26 protein-coding genes are annotated in these 26,832 nt (G+C 59.3%); 8 read left to right on the top strand and 18 right to left on the bottom strand.

The features are described from left to right. Positions 1-5 precede the first annotated feature (5 nt). Positions 6-1,181: an aspartate aminotransferase family protein gene (locus QMK58_RS05180; RefSeq protein ID WP_320395958.1), complete on the bottom strand. Its 1,176-nt coding sequence runs from the start codon at positions 1,179-1,181 to the stop codon at positions 6-8. A 102-nt stretch (positions 1,182-1,283) separates the two neighbouring features. Between QMK58_RS05180 and QMK58_RS05175 the strand changes: the two genes are divergently transcribed. Both QMK58_RS05175 and QMK58_RS05170 read left to right on the top strand, forming a co-directional pair. After that, positions 1,284-2,189: a LysR family transcriptional regulator gene (locus QMK58_RS05175; protein WP_053154851.1), complete on the top strand. Its 906-nt coding sequence runs from the start codon at positions 1,284-1,286 to the stop codon at positions 2,187-2,189. A 72-nt stretch (positions 2,190-2,261) separates the two neighbouring features. Then, positions 2,262-3,275: a sensor domain-containing diguanylate cyclase gene (locus QMK58_RS05170; RefSeq protein WP_053154849.1), complete on the top strand. Its 1,014-nt coding sequence runs from the start codon at positions 2,262-2,264 to the stop codon at positions 3,273-3,275. Positions 3,276-3,278: 3 nt separating this feature from the next. On the opposite strand, the gene msrA is transcribed toward QMK58_RS05170, so the two are convergent. Both msrA and msrB read right to left on the bottom strand, forming a co-directional pair. Next, positions 3,279-3,983, bottom strand: coding sequence for a peptide-methionine (S)-S-oxide reductase MsrA (gene msrA / locus QMK58_RS05165; RefSeq protein WP_053154846.1), 705 nt, complete (start codon positions 3,981-3,983; stop codon positions 3,279-3,281). Positions 3,984-4,014: 31 nt separating this feature from the next. Beyond that, entirely contained in the window at positions 4,015-4,536 is a 522-nt protein-coding gene (gene msrB / locus QMK58_RS05160) for a peptide-methionine (R)-S-oxide reductase MsrB (RefSeq protein ID WP_053154843.1), read from the bottom strand. Positions 4,537-4,834: 298 nt separating this feature from the next. Here msrB and QMK58_RS05155 point away from each other — a divergent pair, with 298 nt between their 5' ends. From QMK58_RS05155 to QMK58_RS05140, 4 genes are all read left to right on the top strand, one after another. After that, on the top strand, positions 4,835-5,554 hold the full coding sequence (locus tag QMK58_RS05155; protein ID WP_053154840.1) for a response regulator transcription factor: 720 nt from the start codon (positions 4,835-4,837) through the stop codon (positions 5,552-5,554). Further along, the gene (locus tag QMK58_RS05150; protein WP_053154837.1) at positions 5,551-7,071 is read left to right on the top strand and encodes a sensor histidine kinase; all 1,521 of its coding nucleotides are present in this window, start codon (positions 5,551-5,553) and stop codon (positions 7,069-7,071) included. The genes QMK58_RS05155 and QMK58_RS05150 overlap by 4 nt, the downstream gene beginning before the upstream one ends. 340 nt (positions 7,072-7,411) lie before the next feature. Continuing rightward, positions 7,412-8,116 (top strand): hypothetical protein, encoded by a 705-nt coding sequence (locus QMK58_RS05145; protein WP_053154834.1) that lies wholly within the window; start codon positions 7,412-7,414, stop codon positions 8,114-8,116. A gap of 316 nt (positions 8,117-8,432) precedes the next feature. After that, complete coding sequence (locus tag QMK58_RS05140) at positions 8,433-9,863, top strand: PLP-dependent aminotransferase family protein (protein ID WP_053154830.1); 1,431 nt, start codon at positions 8,433-8,435, stop codon at positions 9,861-9,863. Between the two features lie 84 nt (positions 9,864-9,947). On the opposite strand, the gene QMK58_RS05135 is transcribed toward QMK58_RS05140, so the two are convergent. From QMK58_RS05135 to QMK58_RS05090, 10 genes are all read right to left on the bottom strand, one after another. Further along, positions 9,948-10,745, bottom strand: coding sequence for an N-acyl homoserine lactonase family protein (locus QMK58_RS05135; RefSeq protein ID WP_053154827.1), 798 nt, complete (start codon positions 10,743-10,745; stop codon positions 9,948-9,950). Between the two features lie 15 nt (positions 10,746-10,760). Further along, positions 10,761-11,720, bottom strand: a complete 960-nt coding sequence (locus QMK58_RS05130) for a diiron oxygenase (protein WP_053154824.1) — start codon at positions 11,718-11,720, stop codon at positions 10,761-10,763. A 67-nt stretch (positions 11,721-11,787) separates the two neighbouring features. Beyond that, a complete protein-coding gene (locus tag QMK58_RS05125; RefSeq protein ID WP_053154821.1) occupies positions 11,788-12,546 on the bottom strand; it encodes a TauD/TfdA family dioxygenase in 759 nt (252 codons plus the stop codon). An 18-nt stretch (positions 12,547-12,564) separates the two neighbouring features. Beyond that, on the bottom strand, positions 12,565-13,440 hold the full coding sequence (locus QMK58_RS05120) for a branched-chain amino acid aminotransferase (RefSeq protein WP_320395957.1): 876 nt from the start codon (positions 13,438-13,440) through the stop codon (positions 12,565-12,567). A 22-nt stretch (positions 13,441-13,462) separates the two neighbouring features. Further along, entirely contained in the window at positions 13,463-14,803 is a 1,341-nt protein-coding gene (locus QMK58_RS05115; RefSeq protein ID WP_053154815.1) for a KamA family radical SAM protein, read from the bottom strand. Between the two features lie 22 nt (positions 14,804-14,825). After that, positions 14,826-15,470, bottom strand: coding sequence for a glutathione transferase (gene yfcF, locus QMK58_RS05110; protein WP_053154812.1), 645 nt, complete (start codon positions 15,468-15,470; stop codon positions 14,826-14,828). 211 nt (positions 15,471-15,681) lie between these two features. Then, a complete protein-coding gene (locus QMK58_RS05105) occupies positions 15,682-16,167 on the bottom strand; it encodes a cupin domain-containing protein (RefSeq protein ID WP_320395956.1) in 486 nt (161 codons plus the stop codon). 82 nt (positions 16,168-16,249) lie between these two features. Further along, on the bottom strand, positions 16,250-16,744 hold the full coding sequence (locus QMK58_RS05100) for a RidA family protein (protein WP_053154806.1): 495 nt from the start codon (positions 16,742-16,744) through the stop codon (positions 16,250-16,252). 51 nt (positions 16,745-16,795) lie between these two features. Next, complete coding sequence (locus QMK58_RS05095; RefSeq protein ID WP_320395955.1) at positions 16,796-18,076, bottom strand: biotin carboxylase; 1,281 nt, start codon at positions 18,074-18,076, stop codon at positions 16,796-16,798. 42 nt (positions 18,077-18,118) lie between these two features. Beyond that, positions 18,119-19,219 (bottom strand): hypothetical protein, encoded by a 1,101-nt coding sequence (locus QMK58_RS05090; protein WP_320395954.1) that lies wholly within the window; start codon positions 19,217-19,219, stop codon positions 18,119-18,121. Positions 19,220-19,368: 149 nt separating this feature from the next. Between QMK58_RS05090 and QMK58_RS05085 the strand changes: the two genes are divergently transcribed. Then, positions 19,369-20,787 carry a PLP-dependent aminotransferase family protein gene (locus tag QMK58_RS05085; RefSeq protein ID WP_053154797.1) on the top strand — a complete coding sequence of 473 codons (1,419 nt, stop codon included), beginning with the start codon at positions 19,369-19,371 and terminating at the stop codon, positions 20,785-20,787. An 85-nt stretch (positions 20,788-20,872) separates the two neighbouring features. Beyond that, a complete protein-coding gene (locus QMK58_RS05080; RefSeq protein ID WP_053154794.1) occupies positions 20,873-21,181 on the top strand; it encodes a DUF3077 domain-containing protein in 309 nt (102 codons plus the stop codon). Between the two features lie 57 nt (positions 21,182-21,238). On the opposite strand, the gene cyoE is transcribed toward QMK58_RS05080, so the two are convergent. From cyoE to cyoA, 5 genes are read right to left on the bottom strand one after another with little or no spacing between them, the layout of a single operon-like run. After that, the gene (cyoE, locus tag QMK58_RS05075) at positions 21,239-22,126 is read right to left on the bottom strand and encodes a heme o synthase (protein WP_053154791.1); all 888 of its coding nucleotides are present in this window, start codon (positions 22,124-22,126) and stop codon (positions 21,239-21,241) included. 11 nt (positions 22,127-22,137) lie between these two features. Further along, positions 22,138-22,479, bottom strand: a complete 342-nt coding sequence (gene cyoD / locus QMK58_RS05070) for a cytochrome o ubiquinol oxidase subunit IV (protein ID WP_030128696.1) — start codon at positions 22,477-22,479, stop codon at positions 22,138-22,140. After that, entirely contained in the window at positions 22,480-23,106 is a 627-nt protein-coding gene (locus QMK58_RS05065) for a cytochrome o ubiquinol oxidase subunit III (protein WP_053154788.1), read from the bottom strand. A gap of 3 nt (positions 23,107-23,109) precedes the next feature. Continuing rightward, entirely contained in the window at positions 23,110-25,140 is a 2,031-nt protein-coding gene (cyoB, locus tag QMK58_RS05060; RefSeq protein WP_053154785.1) for a cytochrome o ubiquinol oxidase subunit I, read from the bottom strand. Between the two features lie 3 nt (positions 25,141-25,143). Then, positions 25,144-26,088 carry a ubiquinol oxidase subunit II gene (gene cyoA / locus QMK58_RS05055; RefSeq protein WP_053154782.1) on the bottom strand — a complete coding sequence of 315 codons (945 nt, stop codon included), beginning with the start codon at positions 26,086-26,088 and terminating at the stop codon, positions 25,144-25,146. Positions 26,089-26,832 lie beyond the last annotated feature (744 nt).

The raw sequence follows: 26,832 nt of genomic DNA, 5'->3' as shown, positions 1-26,832 counted from the left end.
AAACCTCACGCCGCTTTCACAACTCGACTCACCCCTCTGACAATCATCTCCACCTCCCGCTCATCAATGGTCAACGGCGGCAACAACCGAATGATTTGCCCCCGGGTCACGTTGATCAGCAACGCATGATCGCGCGCAGCGATCAGGCTCAGGTCGCGGATCGGTTGCTTGAGTTCGATACCGATCATCAGGCCCTGTCCACGGATCGCCGAGACGTTGGGGTTATCCGCCAACTCCATGCGCAATCTGCGCAGCAAGTGTTCGCCCTGACACCGGGCGTTCTCCAGCAGGCCTTGTTCCTCGATGATCTCCAGCACGGTGCATCCCACCCGGCATGCCAGCGGGTTGCCCCCGAAGGTGCTGCCGTGGCTGCCGGGCGTGAACAGGTCGGCGGCTTTGCCACGGGCCAGGCAGGCGCCAATCGGCACGCCGTTGCCCAGGCCTTTGGCCAACGTCATGACGTCCGGGACGATGCCTTCGTGCTGGAACGCAAACCACTGGCCGGTGCGGCCGATGCCGGTCTGGATTTCGTCGAGCATCAGTAGCCATGAGCGCCGGTTGCACAGTTCGCGTAAGGCTTTCAGGTAACCGGGCGGTGCCAGTTGCACGCCGCTCTCGCCCTGAATCGGTTCCATCAGGATCGCCACGATGCGCGGGCCATGTGTCTGCTGCACCTGGTCCAACGCCTTCAGGTCGCCGAAAGGCACCTTGATGAAATCCCCCGGCAACCTGTTGAAGCCCAGGCGCACGGCCGGGCCGTCACTGGCCGACAAGGTGCCGAGGGTGCGGCCGTGAAAGGCGTTTTCCATGACCACCACCAGCGGTTGCTCGATGCCTTTGTGCCAGCCATGCAGGCGCGCAATCTTCAGCGCAGTCTCGTTCGCTTCTGCACCTGAGTTGTTGAAGAACGCCCGGTCCATGCCCGACAACCGCGTCAATTTCTGCGCCAGCCGTAGTTGCCAGTCGATGCTGTAGAGGTTGGACGTGTGCAGCAGCAACCCGGCCTGCTCGGTGATGGCGGCGACGATTTTCGGATGGGAGTGGCCGACGTTAGTCACCGCCACACCGGCCACCGCGTCCAGGTATTCGCGTCCGGCCTGATCCCACAGGCGCGTGCCCAGGCCCTTGTTGAAGCTCAAGGTCAAGGGTTGGTAAGTGCTCATCAGGCAGGCGGCGGTCATGACATCAAGCTCCAGCAAGGGTCGTTGTTTTTGCAGTATGGTTAGCCACCTGAGCTGGATAAACTTGGTAAAACTTCAATCATCTTAAACCCAGGCTTGATAATGGACCTGTTCCAGGCAATGACCGTTTACGTAAAAGTGGTGGAATCCGGCAGCATGACGGCCGCTGCCTTGCAGTGCGAAATGTCCACGACCATGGTCGGCAACCACCTTAAGGCGCTGGAACAACGCCTTGGCGTACGCCTGCTCAACCGGACGACGCGGCGCCAGCGGCTCACCGAGTTCGGCGCGGCGTACTACCAGCGCTGCCTTGAAGTACTGGGGTTGGTGGCCGATTCGGAACGGTTGGCCGAGCAGGCCATCGACGAGCCGAGCGGTACGCTGCGCATTACAGCGCCGCTGACCTTCGGCACTGAACGCCTGGCGCCGGCCTTGAGTGAGTTCAGCCTGCACAACCCGCGGGTGAAACTGGACGTCATGCTGACCAATCGACGCCCGGACTTACTCGAAAACGGTCTGGACGTGGCCTTCCGGCTCGGCGAGCTCGAAGCGTCCAATCTGATCGCTCGCCCGCTGATCGACTACACCCTGACAATGTGCGCATCACCCGCCTACCTGGCTCGCCGAGGCACCCCGCAAAAGCCGCAAGACCTGCAACATCACGATTGCCTGTCCTTCGCCTATCCGGCCGGTGATGACTGGCATTCGGTAGAAAAGGAATGGCGCCTGGCCGGTCCCGACGGCGATGTTCTGGTGGCGGTCAGCGGCCCGATGCTGATCAACAGTTCAGCCGGTCTGCATCAGGCTGCGCGCACCGGCATGGGTATCGTGATGATGCCCGACGCCTTGGTCGAGCAAGACCTCAAGGACGGCAAGCTGCTGGCCTTGATGCCCGATTACCGACCACCGAGTCGCCCGATGAATTTGATGTACGCCCAAGACCGCTACCGCCTGCCAAAACTGCGGCGCTTCGTCGACTTCGCCCTGCAGATGTGGGGCAAACACTAGCCGACCGAATACTCATGCACTAATCTGCGGCCTGTAGGGTTAGCCGGACATCAGGACGCCAGGGAGAGCGAGATGGGTGAGGCATCGAGTATCGAGCCGTTGAAATTCAATTTGTCGGACATGAACGACCACATGTTGCACACCATCCTGGAGCTGGTCAGCGACGGGATCTGGGACTGGAACGCCAACACCGGCTTCGTCTACCGCACGGCGCGGTGGTACGAAATGCTCGGCTATACGCCTCACTCTCTGGACAACAACGTCTTGACCTGGGAGAACGTCATCCACCCCGAGGATTACCCGCGGGTCATGGCGGTGTTCGATGACTACCTGAACGAGCGCGCCCCCGGTTATCAGGCCGAATACCGCTGCCGCATGCAGGATGGCAGTTACCTCTGGATCGAAGACCGCGGCCACATCCTGGCGCGCAACGCCGACGGCTCGGTGGCGCGGATGATCGGCGCGCACCGCAGCATCGAAGACAAGCGCCGCCTGTTCGAAGAGCTCGAACGGCGCAATCACTCCCTCGAAGCACTGATCGAAGAACGCACCCGCGAACTGTCACGGGTCAATCAGCAGCTACAGCAGCAACTCGAAGAAAACCGCAAGCTGGCACAAACCGACACCCTGACGTCCATCGCCAATCGCTATCGCCTGGAACAAGTGCTGCCCCAGGCGTGCGAGCGCGCTCAACGCTTTCGCGAACCGCTGTCGCTGATTGCCATGGACATCGATGACTTCAAGACCATCAACGATCACTACGGCCATGCACTGGGCGACGCAGCCCTGGTGCATGTGGTCGAAAACGTGAAGCGCTTCGTGCGCGAAGGCGACTTGCTGGCCCGTTGGGGCGGTGACGAATTCATGGTGACGTTACCCAATACTTCGCTGGCCGAAGCCAGAACCCTTGCCGAGACCATCCGCCACGGTCTTGCGGATTTGCTGCCCGTGGGCGATTTCAAAGTGACCATGAGTTTCGGCGTGGTCCAGCGCTTTGACGAAGAACAGCAGACCGGCCTGATGGCCCGCGCCGATCAGGCGTTGTATCGGTCGAAAATCGCCGGCAAGAATGTGATTTCCGGGTGATGATTACATCCCTGCTTTCACCAGCACCGGTTGGTCCTGATAGCGCTCCGGGTACAGCTGTTTGAGCTGCGCCACCTTCGGCAGATCGTTGATCACGATGTACGGATAGGTCGGGTGCTCGGTCAGAAAGTCCTGATGCTCCTCCTCCGCCGGGTAGAAACCGTTGAAGGTTTCCAGCTTGGTCACAATCGGTTTACTGAACAACTTGGCTGCGTCGAGTTGGGCAATGTAGGCCTGCGCGACTTTTTGCTGCTCGGCGTTCCTGGTGAAGATGGCCGAACGGTACTGGGTGCCGGTGTCCGGTCCCTGGCGGTTGAGTTCGGTCGGGTTGTGGGCCACCGAGAAGTAGATTTGCAGCAGGGCGCCGTAGCTGACCAGGGTCGGATCGAACGTCACCTCGACCGATTCCGCATGCCCGGTATTGCCATCACTGACGCGTTCGTATTGAGCGGTATTGGCCGCGCCACCGGCATAACCGGAGACTGCGTTTTTCACGCCTTTGACATGCTGGAACACCCCTTGGACGCCCCAGAAGCAACCACCGGCGAAGACAGCAGTTTCACTGCGCGCCTGAGTGGACTCATCGAGCGTCGGGGGTGGCAGCAGGACGGCCTCTTCTGCACCGAAGGAAAAAGCCGAGCAGTGCCCGATGACGCCGGCGGCGGCCATTGCCAACAGTGTGCGGCGCCACGTGAACTGGGTTTTCATGAAACGGACTCCTGACTAATGGGAGGGGCGATCATCCGGCTATCCCGGGTTCGAACTTCAGCGACAGACCATTCATGCAGTAGCGCAGTCCGGTCGGTTTCGGCCCGTCATCGAAGACATGCCCCAGATGCCCGCCGCAACGACGGCAATGAACCTCTTCACGCAGCACGCCAAACGAGCGGTCCTGACGAGTCGCCACGGCCTTGTCCAGCGGCGCCCAGAAACTCGGCCAGCCGGTGCGGCTGTCGAACTTGGTTGCCGAAGAAAACAACGGCAGGTCGCAACCGGCACAGGCGAACGTGCCGTCACGATGCTCGTTGTTCAGCGCACTGCTGTAGGCGCGTTCGGTACCCTCTTCACGAAGAATTTCGTACTGCTCGTCACTCAGGATCGCGTGCCATTCGCTGTCGCTGTGGGTCACTTCGAATACCTCCTCTGCACTGGCTTCACTGATCAGCGCAGCGCCTGTGGATAACTTCGGCAACAGGCCGATCGCCAGGGCAGCCACCCCCAGCCCACTGCTTGCCGCCAAAAATTGCCGTCGTGAAAACATTGCCGCCTCCAAACATTCCAGGGGGTCTTTCATGGAACACAGCCTAGGCTTTGGGGGATCGCCAAATCCTCACGGGAAGTTAAACAATTCGTGATAACTCGGCCCCCGAAAAACCCGCACAATGCGTGATGCAATTTTGAACCTTGCGATTGCTGTCCTTGTAGGAGCCGGCTTGCCGGCGAAGGCGATGTATCAGTCACATCAACTGTGGGCGTGCCGCCGTCTTCGCTGGCAAGCCAGCTCCTACAAGGTTTTCGTTAGCGGCATTACGCACACACCGCGCCGAAGGATGAGCTGGATGGAACAGACCAAACGCGTCCTCGTGGTCGAGGATGACCTGCATATCGCCGACCTGATCTGCCTGCATCTGCGTGATGAGCAGTTCGAGGTGGTGCACAGCGCCGACGGCACCGAAGGCATGCGCCTGTTGCAGCAAGGCAACTGGGATGCCTTGATCCTCGACCTGATGCTCCCCGGTGTCGATGGCCTGGAAATCTGCCGCCGTGCCAGGGCCATGGCGCGCTACACGCCGATCATCATCACCAGCGCGCGTTCCAGCGAAGTGCACCGCATTCTCGGGCTGGAACTGGGTGCCGACGACTACCTGGCCAAACCGTTTTCCATGCTCGAACTGGTGGCGCGGGTCAAAGCGCTGTTGCGCCGGGTCGAGGCCATGGCGCGCAATCTGAAGATGGATGCCGGCAGTCTGCTGGTCGATGGCCTGGCCATCGATCCGATCACCCGCGAAGTGTCCCTCGACGGCCGTCGCCTGGACCTCACGCCCCGGGAGTTCGACTTGCTGTACTTCTTTGCGCGCCAGCCCGGCAAGGTGTTTTCGCGCATGGACCTGCTCAACGCCGTGTGGGGCTACAGCCACGAAGGTTACGAGCACACCGTCAACACGCACATCAATCGCTTGCGCGCCAAGATCGAGACCGATCCGGCGCAACCGGTACGCATCCTCACGGTGTGGGGCCGCGGCTACAAGTTCGCCACCGGGGAGGAGCCAAGGCCATGAGGCTGACCCTGACACAACGCCTGTCCCTGGTATTCGCCGTGCTGTTGCTGGTGTGCTGCGGCACGTCGGCGTGGTTGCAGGTGCGCTCCAACCAGATGCATGAGCAGGAGGTGGTGCAAGGGTTGTCCCGGGACCTGGCCCAGCACATCGCCAGCGATACCGTGCTGATGGACACCAAAGGCCTGATGCCCGACGCTGTGCGTGATCTGTTCAGCAAACTGATGCAGGTCAACCCGAGTGTCGAGGTGTACCTGCTCGACACCGAGGGCAAGATCGTCGGCAGCGCCGCCCCCGAGGGCCGGGTCCGCCGGGAGCGGCTCGACCTCGCGCCGATCCAGCGTCTGCTGCGTGGCGATGCCTTGCCGATCCTCGGCGACGACCCGCGCAGCGTCGATGCGCGCAAGGTGTTCAGCGCCGCGCCGTTGACGGTCGACGGCAAACCGGCCGGTTATCTCTACGTGGTGCTGCTCGGCGAAGACCACGATCGTCTGGCCGCCCGTGGCGCGACCAGCGCGGCGCTCAATACCGCCCTGCTGTCCATCGGTCTGGTCGCGTTGCTGTGCCTGATTGCCGGTCTCACGGCATTCAGGCTGATCACCCGGCCATTGCGCCGTTTGACCGAGACCGTCAGCCAATTCGACATCGATGGCGTGCCGGTCACCCCAGCCTTGCCAATCACTGTGGATAAAACCGCCAGCCACGACGAAATAGCCATACTCGACGCCACGTTCCGCCAGATGCAGTCACGCCTGGGCGAGCAATGGCGCTCGTTGACCCGCCAGGATCAGGAGCGCCGCGAACTGGTGGCGAACATCTCCCACGACCTGCGCACGCCACTGGCTTCACTGCATGGCTACCTGGAAACACTGTCGCTCAAGGACGCCACGCTGTCCCCCGCCGACCGCCGTCGCTACCTGGGCATCGCGCTGGATCAAAGCCGCAAGGTTGGCGGGTTGGCACAATCACTGCTGGAGCTCGTGCGGTTGGAGCACGGGTTCGTGCAACCGGTGCTGGAGCGCTTTTCCCTGACCGATCTGGCCCAGGATATTTTCCAGAAATTCGAACTGACCGCCGAGGCGCGCCAGGTTGAGTTGAAGGCCACGTTCGCCCCCAGGGTTTCAGCGGCCTGTGCCGACCTTGGGTTGATCGAGCGAGTGTTGACCAATCTGTTCGACAACGCGCTGCGCCATACGCCGCCAGGGGGCGAAATCGAACTGGGCTTGCGTGTGCAAGGGGCGTTCATCGAAGTGACGGTCAGCGATACCGGACCGGGGATTGCTGCGGAACTGCGTGAAGGATTGTTCCTGCGGCCGTTCAACATTGGCGGCGCCCGTCGCGATGGCGGGTTGGGATTGCGGATCGTGCATCGCATCCTGCAATTGCATGGGTGTGAGATTCAGTTGATCGACGTGCCGGGGCGCGGGGCGACCTTTCGATTTTCGTTGCCGATCGATGAGGAAACGGCAAGCGCGTTGGCGGTGCGATCGATGAACCTGAATACAACGCGCCAGGCCTGACACACCGTGGCGCGGCCATCGCGAGCAGGGACTCATTTGCGACCAATCAGCTCCCTCCTTGCTCGCGATGGTCGCAAAGGCACCGCGTTCATCCAGAATGAGCGCGTTATCGTTGACGTCCATCGCGAGCAGGCTCGCTCCTACAGGGTTTCGCGTTCATCCAGAATGAGCGCGTTATCGTTAGCGTCCATCGCTAGCAAGCTCCCACAGGAACGGCAAATAGATGACCAGCCGCCTGTTGATCCGTGACAACGCTGCCCCGGTCCAATAGATTAGGCGACCTGAAAAGGCCCCCGGGCTTTTTCGCCCCTATTCAAGTTATAGAAGTAGTGAAATTTCAATGTCCGATTCCAACACCGCTGAAACCGTAGTCACCTTGTCGTCCAAAGCGGAATACGAAAACTCCATCAATCTTTCACAACACGTGCCTCAGGCCAAGACCATCAGCGAGATGGTACTGGACGCTTTCCAGTCGTCCCGCGAAAGCGACCAGATCCGCGAACTGCGCGCCGCGATTCGCCAGGCCCACGACAGCTTCGACGACGATAAAGCCTACGAACTGATGGGCGAACTCAAGCAACTCAAGGACGCCGAGGCCGCCGACATTGCCGCCCTTGAAGACCTGAGCAGCAAATTCCCGATCAGCCGTATCCTGTCCAGCTTCAAGGACGATCCGGCGTTCCAGGAAATCGTCTACGGCCTGGCCCTGAAAGTGCTGAACCAGACCCACCAGGCCATCAGCAACCCGAGCAGCGGCAAGAGCAAAGCCGCCAAGGCCAAGAAAGAAGCCGAAGTGTTCACCATCAGCAAGGACGGCGTGAGCGTGACCTTGCCACTGCGAACGCCACGTTCGCGTTTGAGCGTTGACCGTGAAGCGCTGGAATTCCTCGGGTTCACCTTCGTGGGTGAAGGCGACGAAGCGGAGCTGGAAAGCGAGACCTTCCTGGACAACAGTGGCGCCGAGCAAGCGGTCAACCGCAAGAACATCATCACCGCCCTGCAACAGCAGACCGCGTTCGACGGCTATAGCATCGCCGTGCAGTAAAAAGACAACTGTAGGAGCGAGCTTGCTCGCGATGGCCTCAAGGGCAACGCGTTCATCCAGAATGAACGCGTTATCGTTAACGACCATCGCGAGCAAGCTCGCTCCTACAAAGAATCACGTCGCTTGAACTGAGCAGCATCGCGCCATTCGACTGGCGCTTTTTATTGCCCGGGTTTCGGGCAAAACCGCGATTAGTCTTCCAGTATCCACAGCAGGACAACACTTCCCTTCACCCCCCTGCACCACGGGTCCGCCTGCGGGAGCGTCAACTCACTTTCCAGCCCCAGACCTCAGTGGTGCGACTGCTGAGGTCATCATGAACACGACGCCCTTGTATCGTCAGCTGGCCAACCATTATCTGGACGCCATCCGCAGCGGCACCCTGAAAACCGGCGAACGCTTTCCTTCGATCCGCCTGATGATGGAAAAACATGCAGTCAGTCTGTCAACCGCCGTTCAGGTGTGCCGGGAGCTTGAGGATTGCGGCGTGCTCGAAGCGCGGCCCCGCTCAGGCAACTACATTCGCCAACCCGATGCCTTGTCCAAACCCACCCCGATTGCCCTCCCGCCCTTGTTGGACACGGGGAGTTACACCGGCATTCATGAACAGGTGTCCTCGGTGCTCAAGGCCAGTCAGCGGGCGACGATCAAGGTCAACTTCGCCAGTGCCTACTGTGCCCCGGAGCTCTATCCGCTGAAAACCCTGCAAGACAACATGATCAAGTCGCTGCGCTACGACTCGCATTTACTCGGTGCGGCTGGCTCGACGTGCGGCAATAGCGCGTTGCGCCAGGTCCTGGCACGGCGGGCCTTGTCCACCAGGACCCACCTGGTCGCCGAGCGAATCGTGATCACCAACGGCGCGACGGAAGCAATCAACCTGGCCTTGCGTGCCGTCACGCACCCCGGCGATACGGTCGCCGTGGAGTCGCCGACCTTCCATGGCCTGCTGCAAATCCTCGAAAGCCTGAACCTGCGGGTGCTGGAAGTCCCGGCCTCGGCGCACACGGGAATCAATCTGACGGCCCTGCAAAGCCTGCTGCAGGGTCCAGAGCCAATCAAGGCGTTGATCGTCATTCCAAATCTGCAAAATCCGTTGGGCAGCATCATGCCCGACGCCAACAAGGCACGGCTGGTGAAACTGTGCGCCGAACAGAGCACGGTACTGATCGAGGACGACTCCTACGGCGATCTGGTGGACACCGAGCAACCGCTGTCCACGCTCAAGCACTGGGACCTGACCGACAACGTGATCTATTGCGCCTCGCTGAACAAAACCCTGGCCCCGGGCATGCGTCTGGGATGGATCAGCGCCGGGAGATGGCATGAACGCGTGGAAATGCTCAAACACACCCAGACCCGGGGGTGCGAAGCCTTGTCACAACTGGCGGTCAGCGCCTTCATGAAAACGCCGTCCTACGAACGTTATCTGCGACGCTTGCGCAAAACCCTCACACTGCAACGTCAACAGATGAGCGAGGCGATTATTCGATATTTCCCGCTGGGCACCCGCTTAACCAACCCGCAGGGTGGCACGTTGCTGTGGGTGGAACTGCCTCGCCGGCATTCATCCATGGCGTTTTTTCAGGACGCGTTGAAAGTCGGCATCCAGATTTCACCTGGGGATATCTATTCCAACTCCCGGCACTTTGATCACTTCGTGCGGATGGGTTGTGGGGCGCCTTACTCGGCGCGGATCGATGAGGCGCTGGAGACGTTGGGCAAAATCCTGAAAGCCCAGGGCTAACCACACATCCTGTAGGAGCTGCCGCAGGCTGCGATCTTTTGATCTTGAAAATCAACGTCAAAAGATCGCAGCCTGCGGCAGCTCCTACGCGGGCAGGTGCAGGCAGATAATATGCGGGTCATCATTCCAATGCGGAAAACGCTCGGCGATCAGCGGATCATGACCGGGAATCACATGGTCATCGCCATCGGCCAGACGGTCGATTTCGCTGAACGCTTCAAGGGTTTGCGCCAGATCATCGAGGATCGGAAACGGGCTGCGCTCACGAATGTTGAGCCACAAATGCGCAGCGTCCGACGCCAGCACAATCCAGCCACGCGCTGTATTGACCCGCACCACCTGACTGCCGGGCGTATGCCCGCCCACCGGGTGTAACGTCACGCCGGGCAGCACTTCAACCGTGCCGTTGTGCAAGCGCATCCGCCCTTCGAACAGGGGTGGCAGCGCCGACATCACATCCTCGACCTCGTAGGTTTTGTTCACCGTGTGATGGGCCATTTTCGGACCGGTGCAGAAGCGCAGTTCCGCTTCCTGCAAATGCACCGTGGCCTTGGGAAACAACCCGAGATTGCCGGCATGATCCCAATGCAAATGAGTGAGAACCAGATGCTCGACCTGCGCCGGATCGATACCCAATTGCCCCAAGGACTCTTCCGGCAGGCGGTACATCTGACGATTGCGCCGGTCCGCCGTAGCCGGTTGGAAACAGGTGTCGACCACGATCACCTGCTGGTCATTGCGAATGACCCAGAAGTAATAATCCAGCGGCATCGGCGCATTCGGATCGCCACAGCATGCATCGTAAAGAAAGTTTTCCCTGGCAGTACGCTGGGCGTTGGCGCCTACGCGAATAGCGAACACTTCATACTCGGGAGCGGACATGAGCACCTCCGGGGATCAGGCCGCAGCCGTGGCTTTGAGGGTCGGACGGAAATCGAAGTCGATCTGCTCGCTGATGCCCAGGTCCTGCGCCAATTTATGCAGGCCACTGTAGTCGCGCATGATCGTCGCGTTCTTGTTGCTCTCGCGGGTGTCGGCAATGATCAGCGCCGCGTCCTCGACCCCGAGCTGCGTCAGAATCGCCTCCCACATCGAATAGTCCTGGGCGATAAAAGCACTCAGCGCCACCGACAGGTTGCGTGCGAAAAATTCCCGCTGTACCGGCTGCATATTCGCATACATGACCTTGGCCACTTCGGCGAGCACCTTGCTGTGGGCGTATTCGTCGCGGTTGTGCAGTTCGGCGACGCGGCGGTTTTGCGGCTGAATGGTCTGGTCATCCGCCAGCAGATCCAGGTAGGCGTTGACGCTGATCTCGGCCACCACCGCGAAGGTGATCGCCGCCAGATCGCGCTGCCATTGCTCGGGCAGTGCTTCGCGCTGGGCCTTCAGCCGCAGGTAAGTGACCGAGGGCGGCAGGTCCAGATCCTGATCGAGCGCCCGGTCCCGTTTGGTCCGCTCGATGGCGCGCAAATGCATGAGCGTGTGGTAATGCTCGTCGATCAAGGTCTGCTGCATGGCCTCGCGAAAATGCCAGTCGTCCTGGCCCAGGTATTGATTGGCAATGACACTCAACGCCGGGTTCACCACCAGTTCTTCGGCGGTGACGGTGCGCAGGTTGTAGCCGATCCAGCCCCAGGTCACCACGCGGCTCTTGAGCGCGTCGTCCAGGACCTGGAACTTGGGGTGGTGGAAAAAAGGCACCATGCACTCCGGATAATCCGGACGCGCCGGGTCGAACACTTCGTCGACCTGGCCCCTGTCCGGCGAACACACCGTGGCGCGCTTGGTCCAGGCCTGATTGAGCCGCACGATCAGTTGATGATCGACCTGGGCGATCTCGATTGCTGTCTGCATGACGCGATACCTGTAGGACGCGTACCCGCCAAGGGGTACGCCAAAAGAATGAAGGGCGACAGAAAATTCAGGCCAGCCAATAGCGGGTCAGGTGGCGCGCCGGGTCAGTGTAACGACTGCGGGCGTGAATCATTCGCCAGTTGTCCCAAATCAGCAGGCAACCGTCGGGAATCAGCACCGGAACGTTGTGCTCGACGAAGTACGTTTCGCCGAGCAGGGCAAATCTGGCCAGTGGAGAAAGGTTGTTGGCGAGCTGCGATTGTTGCAACGCCTCTTTCGACGGATTCACATCGCCGTAGTGAAACTGGTTGTAGCTGAAGCGAAAGATGTCCCCTTCCTCGGTGGGCGTCAGGATGTATTCCTTGACCCGGATTTGCGCCGGTTCGCCCGGTTTGGCGGTGGCGACGAATTCCACGGGTGTGTCTTCGAGCCATTCGCGCAGTTCCGGTTCGGCGTGCTCAAGCGACTTCAGGAACGCATAACCATCGACCAACCCCGTATGCCCGCCCCCGCACGTCGCCTGCTGATGGCAATGCAGGGCCAGATAACGCGGCGGCGGCCCATACACCGGCGCCTCGGTATGCGGGCCGATGCCGTTCATGCTCTGCGAATACGGCAAATCTTCGTAGCCCGGTTTGCGGGTGATGGCGAACGCCATCTGCCCGTTGAACTGCGCAATGATCGGACCGAATTCGTGCAAGGTTGCTACGACATCGTCGACAAACTCGTCCGGGCTCAGCACCGTCCAGCCTTGGGTCGATAATTCTTCATGACGATGACCGAGTGAAACGTAAGGTTGAGACGCAACAATCCCTTGATCTGACATGGTGAGGTTCCTGACAGGTTATTCGGCGTTGACGATTGAGGTGTAAGCGGCAATGAAGTCGCGGCAGGCGTTGCCCGGTCGATAGTGCTGTTGGTCGATGCTCTGCACCGGGGTGATTTCGGCGGCGGTGCCGGTGAGAAAACACTCGTCGAAGTCGCCCATTTCCGTAGGCAGAATCGTGCGCTGGATAACCTGGTAATCCAGCGCTCTGGCCAGTTCGATGACGGTCTGCCGGGTGATGCCGTTGAGGAAACAATCCGGCACCGGCGTGTGCAGCGTCCGGTCTTTGACGAAGAACACATTGGCGCTGGTGGCTTCGGCGACATGACCGCGCCAGTCGAGCATCAGGGCATCGTGGTAGCCGTTGTTCTCGGCATCGTGTTTGCTCAGCGTCGCAATCTGATAATGCCCGGACGCCTTGGCTTCGAAGGGGCTGCTGTTCGGTGGCGGACGACGCCAGGACGCGATTTTCAAGCGAACGCCGGCCATGCGTGCCGCCGGATCGAAATAGCTCGGCCACTGCCAGCAGGCGATCGCCACATGCACACGGTTGAAGCGCGCCGAGGTTGAAATCATCTCGCTGCCGCGCCAGGCCACCGGCCGCAAGTAACCGTCGATGACCTGGTTGCGTTGCAGCAGTTGGTGACTGGCCGCTTCGAGCTCGGCGGGTTCGAACGGGATCGCAAAATCCATCAGTTGCGCGGAGCGATATAGCCGTCCGGTGTGCTCGCGCAACTTGAAAATCCTGCCGTTGTACACGCGCTCGCCTTCGTACACCGTGCTCGCGTAATGCAGGCCATGGGTCAGCACATGCAACTGCGCCCGTGACCACTCGACGAACTCGCCGTCGAGCCAGATCACGCCTTCGCGCTGATCAAACGGAATTGCGCTCATATCCTTAATCCTCTGAATCGTCCTACGCCGTTTGCAGCAGGACCGGTATTAATTCGGGCGTCGTTTCGAACTCGTTCTGAAAGAAAAACGAGCGTTCGCCAAACGCCGGTCGCATGTCATCGAACCAGGTGATGTGCGGATCGAATCGCGCATAGAACGTGCGCAACACCCAGTGCGGATTGCGTGCCTGAAGGAACTGCAGCACGAAGACCTTTTCCCCGGCGACAATCTCGATACCGTTGATCAGCACCTTGCCGTAAAAGGTGCTCATGGACGGCCCGCGCACCGTGCGTGCCAGCCCGGACACCGTGCGATAGGCCGCCTGAAAGATCTCGAACGCTCGGGCCAATGGCATCGCGAAGTAGTGACTGGGGCCGGTGTCCCGTTCGACGAACATGTAATAAGGCACTGCACCGAGTCGCACACCTTCGGTCCACAGCGCCGCCCAGTCGGCCGGGTTTTCGTTGATGTGGCGGATCACCGGCGCCTGCATGCGTACGGTCGCCCCCGTGGAGCGAATGCATTCGATGGCCTGACGGGCGATGTCCTGGCGGATCTCCACCGGGTGGTTGTAGTGCCCCATGATCGAGAGGTTTTTCCCTGCCGCGACGATCCGCCGGAACAGCTCCAGCAACTCGGGTGCGTCCTTGTCGCTGACAAACCGCTGCGGCCAGTACGCCACGGATTTGGTGCCGATACGAATGCTCTTGAGGTGCGGCAGTGCCAGCAACGGCTCGATGTACCCAGCCAGCGAGCGGGTGTTCATGATCATGGGATCGCCGCCGGTGATCAGCACATCGGTGACCTCGGTATGCACTCGCAGGTAGCTCACCAGTTCCTGGGATTCACGGGCGTTGAACTTCAGTTCTTCTTCGCCAATGAACTGCGCCCAGCGGAAGCAGAAGGTGCAGTACGCGTGACAGGTCTGGCCGGCGCCAGGGAAAAACAGCACGGTCTCGCGGTACTTGTGCTGGATGCCTTGCAGGACTTTTCCGTCGTGGGTGGCGTTGTTGTGCGTCAACTGCCCCGCCGGATGCGGGTTCATGCGCAGCCAGATCGCCTCGATCCGGCGTTTGATCGCCGCCGTGTCGTCCAGCTCGATCAGGTGCTTGAGCGATGCGTATTCATCCGGCAGCAACATGTCCTTGTGGGGAAAGGTCATGCGGAAAATCGGGTCGTCCGGGATGTTGTTCCAGTCGATCAACGTGCTCAGCACATACTCGTTGGTGCGAAACGGCATGACGCGGGCCACGACGGTCATGGCCTCCTGCAAGGCCGGCGCCAGTTGGTGCCAGTAAGGTGTGTCACGAATGGTGCGTGCGTTGTAGGGCTTATAGCGATCGTGCTCCGACAGTCCCTGCATGGCCGTGCTCCTGAGGGTCGTTTTACGCAATGGCCGGCGCTTTGCGCTCGATGTCCATCCATGCCCGAACGCTGTCGCGGTCCCACTGCCGTTGGACATACGCCGCAAGTTTCGGCGGGACTTGATCACCATTGGCGACCAGTCGGTTGAGCATGATTGCCAGGTCGGTGTCGGTGATGCTCCAGTCACCGAACAAGTGCTCGGCGCCCTTTTCCAGCAAGCGGTCGGCCACGAAGAACAAGCGATCAGCAGCGGCCTGGGCGTCGTCGGACAACGGAAAGTCCTTTTTGCCGAAGTACACCAGGTCAAACGGGCGCTCTTTGCGTACTACCAGCAAATCACTGCGTAGCCAGGCCTGAAGCTGACGGGCGCGAGCGCGCTGCCTGATGTCCTGCGGGTAGAGTCTTTTACCTCCAGGAAAGCGCTCGTCGAGGTACTCGGCAATGGCCGAAGATTCCGACAGCGCAAACTCCTCATGAACTAACGCCGGAATTTTGCAGGTCAATGAAAGATCGCGGTAATCCCCTTGATAATTCTCGCGTGCTTTCAAGTTCAGCGTCACAAGATCAAACGAAAGTTGCTTTTCCTTAAGCGCCACAAATGCAGACATCGCAAAAGCACTGACATAATCCGCACCGAGATACAGTTTAAATTTTGCACTATCCATTCAAAGCTCTCTTGCACTAACTACATTAATCCATTGCTTGTGAAGCGATCGTAGTAAGTTGGTCAGGTGCTGAACAGATACAGAATATGTCTGTTTCTATCGATACAGACAGTCGAACACGCCCAGTGCCCGGAAGGTTTTTTGTGGGGCGACAGAAACGAAAAAAGGGAGCCGGCAAACGCGGACTCCCTGAGTGCAACAGAAGGGGGAACTACAGTTGACGGGGGATCAGACCCACACTGTCGGCATGATTGGAAAGCAACGCCATCTGCGGCATGTTGCTGAGGTTAAGCATCGCCAGGTGCTCGGTATCGCTGGTGTTGACGAAGCCGTGCCGGGTCCAGGCCGGCACCAGCAACACGTCGCCAGGGTTGACGTTCACTGCATCGGCGTCGCCCAGGGTCAATGTTCCGCTGCCACACTGAATGATGAACAGGTGCCACCAGGCATGTGCATGTGCATCGAGTGTTGAACCCGGTATCAGCCATTGCATGGACACCGCCATGCCGGGGGTCAACTGGCAACCTTCGGCGTTTTTCTCGTGGGCCAAGGCGACAATATCAACATCGCTGCCTGCGAGCGTTGCGCGCATATCGGCAAGTTCGGCCCCCGTCCACACGCAGGGTTTGATTGGCTGCTGCTCTAAACTTTCACGAAAATCCCTATATGAAAAAAACGCACCCTTAACGGTATTCATTTTTTATTTCCAATGCAGTTCGCCAACTTGGTCTCTCGACCTTAGGCGAACCTTTTGGCACTGTAAAGCGAATATCAGCTGCTTATAACGGCGATGGCCGTACCGCCACGATCATATCAACTTCTATCGCCGCATTTTTTGGCAACTGATAAACACCCACCGTAGTGCGTGTATGTTTCCCTGCGTCGCCCAACACGTGACTGAAAACATCCGACGCACCATTGGCGACTTCGCTGAGGTCGACAAAGTCCTCCGTGGACCTCACGTACACCGCTACTCGAATCAGCGACTTGATCTTGTCCAGCGATCCAATGGCATCAACAATCAGCGCCAACCCGCGCATCGCACAGATGCTGGCGGCCGCTTGCGCATCCGCCATGGTGAGGTCTTGCCCCACCCGTCCCGGAAAGTGAATTTTACCGTTCATGCGCGGCACCAGACCGCTGATATACAGTTCATCATGGTGGCGAATCAGCGGTGCGTAGTGCCCGCCAACGGTGTTCTCGCCATAAATGTCGTAACCGAACTCCTGTGCCAGCGCGATGAAGCGTTCATCACAGGTCATGTGCTCAATCATTTACCCAACCCTCTTGATCAATACCGCAAAAAAAACATCGACCCCAACGACTCAGCTCCAAACCCTGGCCGGCGAAGCCAGGCTGGTGATACCGACCCTGGATTCGATAGCCTCGGCCAGACGCAACAGATCATTGCCGAGCTGTTGGTAATCTTCGTTGAACAACACGATGTGGCCGATAAACGAAAAATTGTCTTTCACCAGTGCAGTGACCGAATCACCTATGCGTTTGGTCAGCACCGCCTCCTCCAGATCGATGTCCATCGACCGGGCCAGCGCCTGGATATCCGGGACATCGCGCAAGAGGCCGACAGCCGTCGCCCGAAGCAGACGTATGCCGCAGTAGCCACGAGGCACCGGGTCATAACTGTCGATCTGACCTTCCACTGCCCAGCGAATCCAGCGTTCCCATGGGTCGAAATCGACGAATGCACGCTTGGCCAGGTCCCAGATGTGCATACCACCGGGGCGCATGTTGGTTTCCACCGCCGAGGTGCGATGATTGGCTCTGTAGAACACTTCGTTGTGCCAGGCGCCGTTGTCCTGGGAAACCAACCCCGCCATGTGGCGGCCGGCGGCCATCAGCCGAATCTGCGCGTCGGGCGTCAACGGTGCGGGCACCACTTGCTGGATCTCGGCGCGGTAAGCCCCGTCGGTGGTGGTTTTTTCGGTGATCCAGGTGCTTCCCGCAACAAAATCCCAGCTGAATTCCCGGGCATTCTGGATCAGCTCTTCAAGTACGATGCCGCCCTCGAGATAGGGCTTGAGCGCTTGCCATGCCTCGTCGCATTCGGACGGGTGACGGATGACCCGACAACCGCGGCTCGCGCCTTCGCAGGCTGGCTTGATGAATGCTTTACCGCCCAGCTCGATGACCCGTTGACGCAGTTCTGCAAGGCTTTCGACCCGAATGGACGCCACCGGACGGTAGTCCTCCGGCGCGGTGGTGGCCGAGGCTTCGAGCTTGCGCAAAACCTGTTTGTCCAACCCCGCCCGCGCCTGAGCCTGGGTAATACCGGGCAGGCCGAAATGACTGGCCAAGGCCGCACCGAGCACCACGCCGCGATCTGAAAAAGGCAACACGCCGATCAGTTTCCAGCGATCCGCCTTCAGACAACCCACGACCAGCTCCAGGGACGCCGCCACATCGTTCTCCGCCAGCGATGTGCTGCAGACATGGTCGGCTACTTGATCATCATGGGGTTGAATGTGCTCGACCAGCAGGACCAGCCTGGCGTCGTACATCGACTTGCACAGGTCGCGCAGCTTCTGGATATCGTGAACCCGGCTGCCGTTGTACCCCACCACCACTACGCATGAAGTCATATTCATGATGCCCCCGACGTACAAACTGAAAACCGAAGCGGCGATGACTCAGTCATGCAGCGACGCAATGGACTCACGGTTGAGCCAGTACCAGACCAGGATCCCGCCAGCGCCAATGGCGGCCAGCACCAGAGCGTTACAGGGGGCAGGCATGACCCGCATGATCAGCACGGTCAGCCCGGCCCCGACGCCCAGGGACACCTCTTTGACGAACATGTTGTTCTGCTTGACCGAGAAGTAGTCGAGGTGGCTGAACGCGCATTCAGCGATGGACAGCAGTGCGACCCAGATCAACGCGCCGGTCAGGGTTTCGACGTGGAATGCAGCGGGCGAAGACAGCACGGCAAAACCGCCGACGATGATCCCGATCACCGTCAAGACCTTGAAGCGCCCGGTGCGCTCGATCAGCTTCATGACCGGCACTTGCGCAAAGACCACCACGGCACTGTTGAGGATCAGCATCAGGCCGTACCAGGCCGGCAATTCACCGGTCTCAAGCAGGATCGCCTGCGGCAGGATCGAGAACACACCGAACAGCTTGATGCCCATGATGACGCCGGCAATGATCCACGGCAGTTTGTTGCGCCAGCCGCTGCCCTCCTGACTGGCCGGACGGGCCATTGCGGCTTCAGTGGTGAAGCTCGCCCCCATCGCGATGGGCAGGCACAGCAGGACGAAAGCGGCGGCGCCGAGGAAAAACACCGTGGGGGTCAGCAGCGGCGACAGCAGGATCAACCCCGCCAACAGGCTGCCCATGTTCATGGCGACGCGGTTGTAGGCGGCGCCCTCTTTGGTTTGCGCCGCTTCGCTCTTGATCAGGTAACCGGCAATCGCAATGCCGTAGGCAAACAACGCGGCAGCAAACATGATGATGCCCTGGTGGCGGGTGACCGCCAGCAGCACCAGACCGAGAACGGCGCACAGCAGCGTGACGCTCAAGGAGCGGCGGCCGAGGACCAGCAACGTCAAGGGCAACAGCAGCAACAAGGCCCGATAACCGAGGGCCAATATGCTGTTGGTGGCGGTCTCGAGCCAGACGTTGGCCTTGCCCAGCACCGCGAACAGCGCCACGGCCGTGATGATCCGAATGGTGAACAACCGCAGGTTGATCACCGGTTTCGTCACGACGGCAGCTGTTTCTACACTCATCCAACACCTCATGAATCGGCGGGCTGTCGAACGGGCACTGCTCGACAATCCTGAAACTTTCCAGAGCGATAGTAGAAAGAGATGCTTGTCTTGGTCAGAGCAAGTTCGTATAGAATCCAACGAACTTTACTGCCGGAGAGACCAGTAAAATGCAGGTTCAGCGCGCAGTGATCGCCGCCATCGAGTTCCAGCCGGGAGTCCCGCTGGTGCAGCAGATCGTCGATCAATTGACCGTGGCGATCAGTCAGGGCGGCTTGCCACACGGTTCCAGACTGCCGCCGATTCGCGAACTTTCCGACTTGATGAGCGTGGGCAAATCCACCGTGGTCGATGCCCTGGATCGCTTGCGGGCCAAGGGTCTGGTGGTGTCGCGCCAGGGCTCGGGGCACTACGTGCATCGTTCCATCACCACCCTCGAGACCGATGCCGGCCCGGACCTGCTGCCGCAAGACACCCTCAGCGTGGTCCGCCGCGCAGTCCTGCAGGACAATGGCGCGCTGCGTCCGGGCGCCGGTTTCCTGCCCACCTCGTGGCTGCCTGCCGAAGAACTGCTCAAAGCCGTGCGCGGAACGCTTCGCGCCACGACCCTGCGCATGGGCGAATACGGAAACGCCAGCGGTTATCTGCCACTGCGCCAGGCCTTGCGGGTCAAGATGTCGACCCTGGGCATCGAAGTGCCGGTGGACCAGATCATCACCACCGCCAACACCGTGCAAGCCATCGACATGCTGATGCGTCTGCTGGTCAAACCCGGCGATACGGTGCTGCTCGATGACCCGTGCTATTTCACGATGCACACCAATCTGGCGTGGCACGGCGTCAAGGTCATCACCATCCGCCGCGAGTGCGACGGCATGGACCTGGAGGCATTCGAGCAACTGTTGATCGCCCACCGCCCCGTGCTCTACCTGACCAACAATGCCCTGCACAACCCGACCGGTCACTCGTTCACTTCAGCGCAGGTGTATCGCTTGCTGGAGTTGAGCCATCGCTACAACTTCCACATCCTCGAAGACGATCTGTACTGCGACATGCAGCAGCGCAGGACACCGCGCCTGGCGGCGAGCGGGCTGGACAATGTTTCTTACGTCTCCGGGTTCTCCAAGACCTTGACCGCCAACAGCCGCGTCAGCTTCGCGGTGCTGTCGCCGGCACTGGCGGCGCGGATGGTGACGCTGAAAATGGCCTGCGGCGGCATGACCTCGGAAATGGCCGAGCAGATCATCTGCACCATGCTCAGCGACGGCAGCTATGCCAAACACATGCGGCGCACGGTGGATCGGCTCTACGAGTCGAACAGCCGCGTGGCGACGTGGCTGGGCGAAGCCGGGTGTTCGGCGTCGTCGCTGCCCGGCGAAGGTTTGTATATCTGGACGCGATTGCCGGAGGGATTCAAAGCCGAATGCCTGGCCAGAAAGGGTCTGGAAATAGATCTGGTACTGGCGCCGGGCACCATGCTCAGCAAGGCGGCGGATGCCAATCAGTTTCTGCGGTTCAACGTGGCGCACAGTGACCATGTGCAGGTGCGGGAACGGTTTTTCCGGTTGCTGGATAAGCCCCAAAAATAACCGACCACCGCCTATCCCCTGTAGGAGCGAGCCTGCTCGCGATAGGGCCGTCACATCCCGCATCAATATCGCCTGACACACCGCCATCGCGAGCAGGCTCGCTCCTACAGGGGGTTGCGGTGTCCCTCAAGACCTCAAAACCATCGGCCTTACCCCTTTCTCCTACCACGCCCACGAACCACTGTTCCGCATCAACGCCGGTGTCCCGGTGATCGAAGCCCTTTCCCACGCCTCCGAACTGCTCCACCTCGCCAAACTGCTCGCCTTCGACACCGCCATGGTCCGCGACTCCGACCGACACGCCTGGGCCTCGCATTTTTTGCAGGACATGAGCAAGGCAATCATCGACGACGTGGTGAAGGTGCTCGATGCACCGTGTAACAACCGCGCCTAAATGAAAAAGCCCCGCGCTTCTCTCGAAGGCGGGGCTTTTCATTACAGCATCCGACGCTTAAGGCGCGTACGTCAGCAGCAACTCGGTCGGCACTTTGAAGTCCAGGGACATCATCACGCTCAACGCGGTAATGGTGAAGATCGAGAACACGAACAGCTTGCGTGCCCAGACCGTGTCATCCACTGCCTTGTAGCCGGTCCAGGCCATGTACAGCCAGTACATGCCCATGGCCGCGGCGACGGCGAGGTAGCTCATGCCGGCGTAGCCGCTGAAGGTCAGCATCAAGGTTGCCACGAGGAAGGCCAGGATGTAGAGCAGGATGTGCTTCTTGGCCACCTGGATGCCGCGCTTCACTGGCAGCACCGGAATCGATGCGGCCAGGTAATCGTTGAAGCGGAAGATCGCGATGGCGTAGGAATGCGGCATCTGCCACAGGCTGAACATCACCAGCAGGGTCAGCGCGGCCATGTCGAAGGTGTTGCTCACCGCGACGTAGCCGATCACCGGCGGCATGGCGCCCGACAGACTGCCCACCAGCGTGCCGTGAACCGACTTGCGCTTGAGGTACAGGCTGTAGAAGCCGACGTAGATCACGAAGCCAATGACTGCGAACAACGCGGCCAACGGGTTGGCCACCTTGTACAACAACGCAACGCCGGCAACACCCAGGACGGTCGCATAGATCAGGGCCAGTTTCAGGGAGATCAGGCCCTGGACCAGCACGCGGTTCTTGGTGCGTTCCATCTTCAGGTCGATGTCGCGGTCGATGCAGTTGTTGAACACGCAACCGGAGGCAACCACCAGGGACGTGCCGATCATGGCGGCCAGGAAGATGGCCAGATCGACATGCCCTTTGGAGGCCAGGAAAAATCCGCCTGCCACAGAAAGCACGTTACCGAAAATGATCCCCGGTTTGGTGATTTGGATAAAGTGCTTAAGGGACATGCGGATCTACCTCACTTCGCCATCATGAACGTGTGGATGCTGAACATGATCCACAGCGACAAGCCAACCAGCAGGACAATCACGATCGCGGCGAAGACAAACGCAATCACGTTGTTACGCTGCGCGGCCGAACGGTCCAGGTGCAGGAAGTACACCAGGTGCACCAGCACCTGGACGATTGCGAACGCGAGGACGATCAACAGAGTGATCGACTTCGGCAGCGTCGGGTACATCACCAGACCGAATGGAATGACGGTCAGGATCACCGACAGGATGAAACCGATGGCGTACGACTTGTAGCTGCCGTGGCCGGCGTCATCGTGGCCGTGGTGGGAATGAGCTGGGTTAGCCATTTACATAGTCCCCATCAGGTAAACAACGGTGAATACGCAGATCCAGACAACGTCCAGGAAGTGCCAGAACAGGCTCAGGCAGCTCAGACGGGTCTTGTTGGTCGCCGTCAGGCCGTTTTTCTGCACCTGGTACATCATGATGCCCATCCAGATCAGACCGGCGGTCACGTGCAGACCGTGGGTACCGACCAGGGTGAAGAACGCGGACAGGAAGCCTGAGCGGCTAGGGCCGTAGCCTTCGGAGATCAAAACGTGGAACTCGTTGATCTCCATGCCGATAAAGCCTGCACCCAACAGGAAGGTCATGCCCAGCCAGCCCAGCACTGCCTTCTTGTTGCCCTTGTACAACGCCAGCATGGCGAAGCCGTAGGTGATCGAACTGAACAGCAGCAGAGCGGTTTCGCCCAGTACGTATGGCAGTTCGAAGATGTCGTGGCCCGACGGGCCACCCGCTACGTTGTTAACCAGAACCGCGTACACGGCGAAGATCGACGCAAACAGAATGCAGTCGGTCATCAGGTAGAGCCAGAAACCGAATACGGTCATCTCGCCCGAGTCGTGGTGATGGTCATCATGCCCATGTCCATCGACATGGGTGTGTCCAGCATTGGTCACTAAGTTCGACATGGTTTAAGCCTGTTCCAACGAGGTTTCAACACGGGTGGCGGTGGCCGGGATTTTCCCGGCCGCTACCAGACGCTTGTGCTGCTCGGCTTCGATGCGCTCGATCGTTTCAACCGGAACCATATAGCCCTGGTCGTCACGTGCAGCGTGGATCACGAAGTAGACGACAGTGCCTACCAGGCTCGCGATTGCCAGCCACCAGATGTGCCAGATCATCGCGAAACCGAAGACGGTCAACAGCGCGCCCATCACTACGCCAGTGGCGGTGTTGTTCGGCATGTGGATCGGCTCGTACCTGGCCGGAGCCTTGTACGCGGTGCCGTTTTCCTTGGCTTCGGTGAACGGGTCGATGCAGTCGGCTTTCGGCAACACAGCGAAGTTGTAGAACGGTGGTGGCGACGAAGTCGACCATTCCAGGGTATGGGCATTCCACGGGTCGCCGTGTTCGCACATGTTTTCTGGCTTGTTGCGGTCACGCACACTGACGTACAGCTGGATCAGTTGGCAGGCGATACCCACAGCGATCATCACCGCGCCGAACATCGCCACGTACAGGTACGGCACCCACTCAGGGTTGGTGGTGGCGTTCAGACGACGGGTCATACCCATGAAGCCCAGTGCATAGAGCGGCATGAACGCGACGAAGAAGCCGGAGATCCAGAACCAGAACGCTGCCTTGCCCCAACCTTCGTGCAGCTTGAAGCCGAACGCTTTAGGGAAGTAGAAGGCGAAACCTGCGATGTAACCGAATACCGCACCGCCGATGATCACGTTATGGAAGTGCGCGATCACGAACAGGCTGTTGTGCAGTACGAAGTCAGCACCCGGGATGGCCAGCAGTACGCCGGTCATGCCGCCGATGGCGAAGGTCACCATGAAGCCCAGGGTCCACAGCACCTGGCTGGTGAAACGCAGTCGGCCCTGGTAGATGGTGAACAGCCAGTTAAACAGTTTCACACCCGTCGGGATGGAAATCAGCATCGTCGCCAGACCGAAGAAGGCGTTGACGCTGGCACCCGACCCCATGGTGAAGAAGTGGTGCAGCCAAACCATGAAGCCCAGGATCGAGATCGCGCCCGAAGCGTAGATCATCGAGTGGTGGCCAAACAGTTTCTTGCCGGTGAAGGCCGAGATAACTTCCGAGAAAATGCCGAATGCCGGCAGGATCAGGATGTACACCTCAGGGTGACCCCACGCCCAGAACAGGTTGACGTACATCATCGGATTGCCACCAAGTTCATTGGTGAAAATGTGGAAATCCATGTAACGGTCAAGCGTCAGCAGTGCCAGGGTAGCGGTCAGGATCGGGAACGAAGCCACGATCAGGACGTTGGCCCAGGTGCAGGTCCAGGTGAAGATCGGCATGTCCATCAGCTTCATGCCAGGGGTACGCATTTTCAGCACGGTGGCCAGGAAGTTGACCCCCGTCAGTGTCGTCCCCAGACCGGATAGCTGTAGCGCCCAGATGTAGTAATCCATCCCCACGCCAGGGCTGTATTGCAGGCCCGACAGCGGTGGATAGGCAACCCAGCCGGTCTTGGCGAATTCGCCGACGCCCAGGGACAGGTTGATCAGCACTACGCCGGAAACCAGCAGCCAGAAGCTCAGGGAGTTCAGGAACGGGTAGGCAACGTCACGCGCGCCGATCTGCAGCGGCACTGCAAGGTTCATCAGGCCGGTGAAGAATGGCATCGCCATGAAGATGATCATGATCACACCGTGAGCGGTGAAGATCTGGTCATAGTGTTCAGGTGGCAGGTAGCCAGGCGAACCCTCGGTGGCCATGGCCAGCTGGGTACGCATCATGATGGCGTCGGCAAAACCGCGCAGCAGCATGACCATGGCGACGATGATGTACATCACGCCGATTTTCTTGTGGTCGACCGACGTCAGCCACTCGGTCCACAGGTAGGTCCACTTCTTGAAGTAGGTGATTGCAGCGAACAGCGCCACACCACCGAGCGCGATCATGGCGATGGTTATCATCACGATCGGTTCGTGGAACGGGACCGCTTCCCAACTTAATTTACCAAACATCGTTTACTCCTCTGCCCCGGCAGCTGAATGCGCGTTCATGTCCATTCCTTGCGTAGCGGCCACTTCTTTCTCTTTCTTCTCGTGCTTCACTTTCGGACCCGGTTTCATGCCTTCGTACTTGTCGACGATGGTCTGGAACAGGTTCGGCGTCACCGAGGAGTAGAGCTCGACTGGGTTGTTCTGGCTCTGCTTGGCAAGGGCTGCGTATTCAGCTTGTTCAAGCTGTTTAGGTGCCTTTTTGACTTCACTTACCCAGGCGTCGAATTCTTCCTGGGAAGTGGCGATCGCCTTGAATTTCATACCGGTGAAACCTGCGCCGCTGTAGTTGGCGGAAATACCGTCCATCTCAGCGTTTTCGTTGGCGATCAGGTGCAGCCTGGTCTGCATGCCCGCCATCGCGTAGATCTGGCCGCCCAGCGCAGGGATGAAGAACGAGTTCATCACGGCGTCGGAAGTGATCTTGAAGTTGATCGGGGTGTGTGCCGGGAACACGATCTTGTTGACCGTGGCGATGCCTTGTTCCGGGTAGATGAACAGCCACTTCCAGTCCAGCGCGACCACTTCGATGGTCACCGGTTTCACGTCGGATTCCAGCGGCTTGTACGGGTCAAGCGCGTGGGTCGACTTGTAGGTGACGTAACCCAGGGCAATGATGATCAGCACCGGAACAGCCCACACCGCGATCTCGATCTTGGTGGAGTGGTTCCATTTCGGGGTGTAGGTAGCGTTGGTGTTGGACGCGCGGTATTTCCAGGCGAACAGGAACGTCATGACGATGACCGGAACCACGACCAACAGCATCAGCAGCGTTGCGGTGATGATCAGGTTTCGCTCGTCCAGACCGACCTGGCCCTTGGGATTGAGCAAGGTCATGTTGCAGCCTGACAGCAACAACGTGCCGATCAGCGGCAATAAGCCTAGTAGTCTGGGGTACCTGTTTTTACTCATCTCACGACCTCTAAAGCAGCTTGCGCAATGCAGTTGGGTTTTGATCGCCAACACTTCACCCTGCCAAGGGTTGGCATTTTTCTTGGATTGAATAAGGGCCTGCCCGTCGTGCGTCAGACGCGTCTCGACAAATCCTGGACTGGCGGTGAGTTCTTATTCGAATTCGTGGTCAAAGGCCTTGTTACAGACCAATTCCATTTGGTGCGGGTAGTTTTGGAGGCACCGACACCTGGGCGTCGCATGAAGCCACCGGAGTCTCGTTAACCTCTCCTGCTCAACATCTGGTTAAGGATTGAGCAGGGCCGGGAATTCAGTGCGGGCGATTGTAGTTATGTAGCGTTTTATAAACCATGTCTCATCCCGAAATAATTTTTATCCGAACCGGCAACAATCATTCACCATTTTCGTAAAAGTCGCGCATCTTATCGAAATACATTCTCAACAAAAACACCAAAAATAGTAGGTCTACCATCCGCAGTTCAGACAGGTTCGATAGCATCCACGGCGTCTACGACCCTGCCAGAGCCCCTATGTGACAAGGGCTTTGGCAATTCGCCAGCCACTGTTAAAACGGCCAGTTTCAGAACAACATGACCAAATCGTGAAAAGCCCACAGGCGGACAATTTCGTTGCGCAACGGGGTGCCAATCCAGTCCTCTGAAATGCCCTGCGACATACGCGCTGTGACAACATGTCGCACACTTGTCGCACCCATGGCTGACACCTGTCACAGTCTTTTCACCC

This window comes from Pseudomonas sp. P8_241 (assembly GCF_034008315.1).
GTDB lineage: Bacteria > Pseudomonadota > Gammaproteobacteria > Pseudomonadales > Pseudomonadaceae > Aquipseudomonas.
Note: the sequence above shows the minus strand (reverse complement) of the source record. Positions and strands in the feature narration are given on the sequence as shown.

Coding starts and splice junctions, on each gene's coding strand:
- QMK58_RS05180 (WP_320395958.1), bottom strand. CDS start 1,181: ATGACCGCCGCCTGCCTGATGAGCACTTACCAACCCTTGACCTTGAGC.
- QMK58_RS05175 (WP_053154851.1), top strand. CDS start 1,284: ATGGACCTGTTCCAGGCAATGACCGTTTACGTAAAAGTGGTGGAATCC.
- QMK58_RS05170 (WP_053154849.1), top strand. CDS start 2,262: ATGGGTGAGGCATCGAGTATCGAGCCGTTGAAATTCAATTTGTCGGAC.
- msrA (WP_053154846.1), bottom strand. CDS start 3,983: ATGAAAACCCAGTTCACGTGGCGCCGCACACTGTTGGCAATGGCCGCC.
- msrB (WP_053154843.1), bottom strand. CDS start 4,536: ATGTTTTCACGACGGCAATTTTTGGCGGCAAGCAGTGGGCTGGGGGTG.
- QMK58_RS05155 (WP_053154840.1), top strand. CDS start 4,835: ATGGAACAGACCAAACGCGTCCTCGTGGTCGAGGATGACCTGCATATC.
- QMK58_RS05150 (WP_053154837.1), top strand. CDS start 5,551: ATGAGGCTGACCCTGACACAACGCCTGTCCCTGGTATTCGCCGTGCTG.
- QMK58_RS05145 (WP_053154834.1), top strand. CDS start 7,412: ATGTCCGATTCCAACACCGCTGAAACCGTAGTCACCTTGTCGTCCAAA.
- QMK58_RS05140 (WP_053154830.1), top strand. CDS start 8,433: ATGAACACGACGCCCTTGTATCGTCAGCTGGCCAACCATTATCTGGAC.
- QMK58_RS05135 (WP_053154827.1), bottom strand. CDS start 10,745: ATGTCCGCTCCCGAGTATGAAGTGTTCGCTATTCGCGTAGGCGCCAAC.
- QMK58_RS05130 (WP_053154824.1), bottom strand. CDS start 11,720: ATGCAGACAGCAATCGAGATCGCCCAGGTCGATCATCAACTGATCGTG.
- QMK58_RS05125 (WP_053154821.1), bottom strand. CDS start 12,546: ATGTCAGATCAAGGGATTGTTGCGTCTCAACCTTACGTTTCACTCGGT.
- QMK58_RS05120 (WP_320395957.1), bottom strand. CDS start 13,440: ATGAGCGCAATTCCGTTTGATCAGCGCGAAGGCGTGATCTGGCTCGAC.
- QMK58_RS05115 (WP_053154815.1), bottom strand. CDS start 14,803: ATGCAGGGACTGTCGGAGCACGATCGCTATAAGCCCTACAACGCACGC.
- yfcF (WP_053154812.1), bottom strand. CDS start 15,470: ATGGATAGTGCAAAATTTAAACTGTATCTCGGTGCGGATTATGTCAGT.
- QMK58_RS05105 (WP_320395956.1), bottom strand. CDS start 16,167: ATGAATACCGTTAAGGGTGCGTTTTTTTCATATAGGGATTTTCGTGAA.
- QMK58_RS05100 (WP_053154806.1), bottom strand. CDS start 16,744: ATGATTGAGCACATGACCTGTGATGAACGCTTCATCGCGCTGGCACAG.
- QMK58_RS05095 (WP_320395955.1), bottom strand. CDS start 18,076: ATGAATATGACTTCATGCGTAGTGGTGGTGGGGTACAACGGCAGCCGG.
- QMK58_RS05090 (WP_320395954.1), bottom strand. CDS start 19,219: ATGAGTGTAGAAACAGCTGCCGTCGTGACGAAACCGGTGATCAACCTG.
- QMK58_RS05085 (WP_053154797.1), top strand. CDS start 19,369: ATGCAGGTTCAGCGCGCAGTGATCGCCGCCATCGAGTTCCAGCCGGGA.
- cyoE (WP_053154791.1), bottom strand. CDS start 22,126: ATGTCCCTTAAGCACTTTATCCAAATCACCAAACCGGGGATCATTTTC.
- cyoD (WP_030128696.1), bottom strand. CDS start 22,479: ATGGCTAACCCAGCTCATTCCCACCACGGCCACGATGACGCCGGCCAC.
- QMK58_RS05065 (WP_053154788.1), bottom strand. CDS start 23,106: ATGTCGAACTTAGTGACCAATGCTGGACACACCCATGTCGATGGACAT.
- cyoB (WP_053154785.1), bottom strand. CDS start 25,140: ATGTTTGGTAAATTAAGTTGGGAAGCGGTCCCGTTCCACGAACCGATC.
- cyoA (WP_053154782.1), bottom strand. CDS start 26,088: ATGAGTAAAAACAGGTACCCCAGACTACTAGGCTTATTGCCGCTGATC.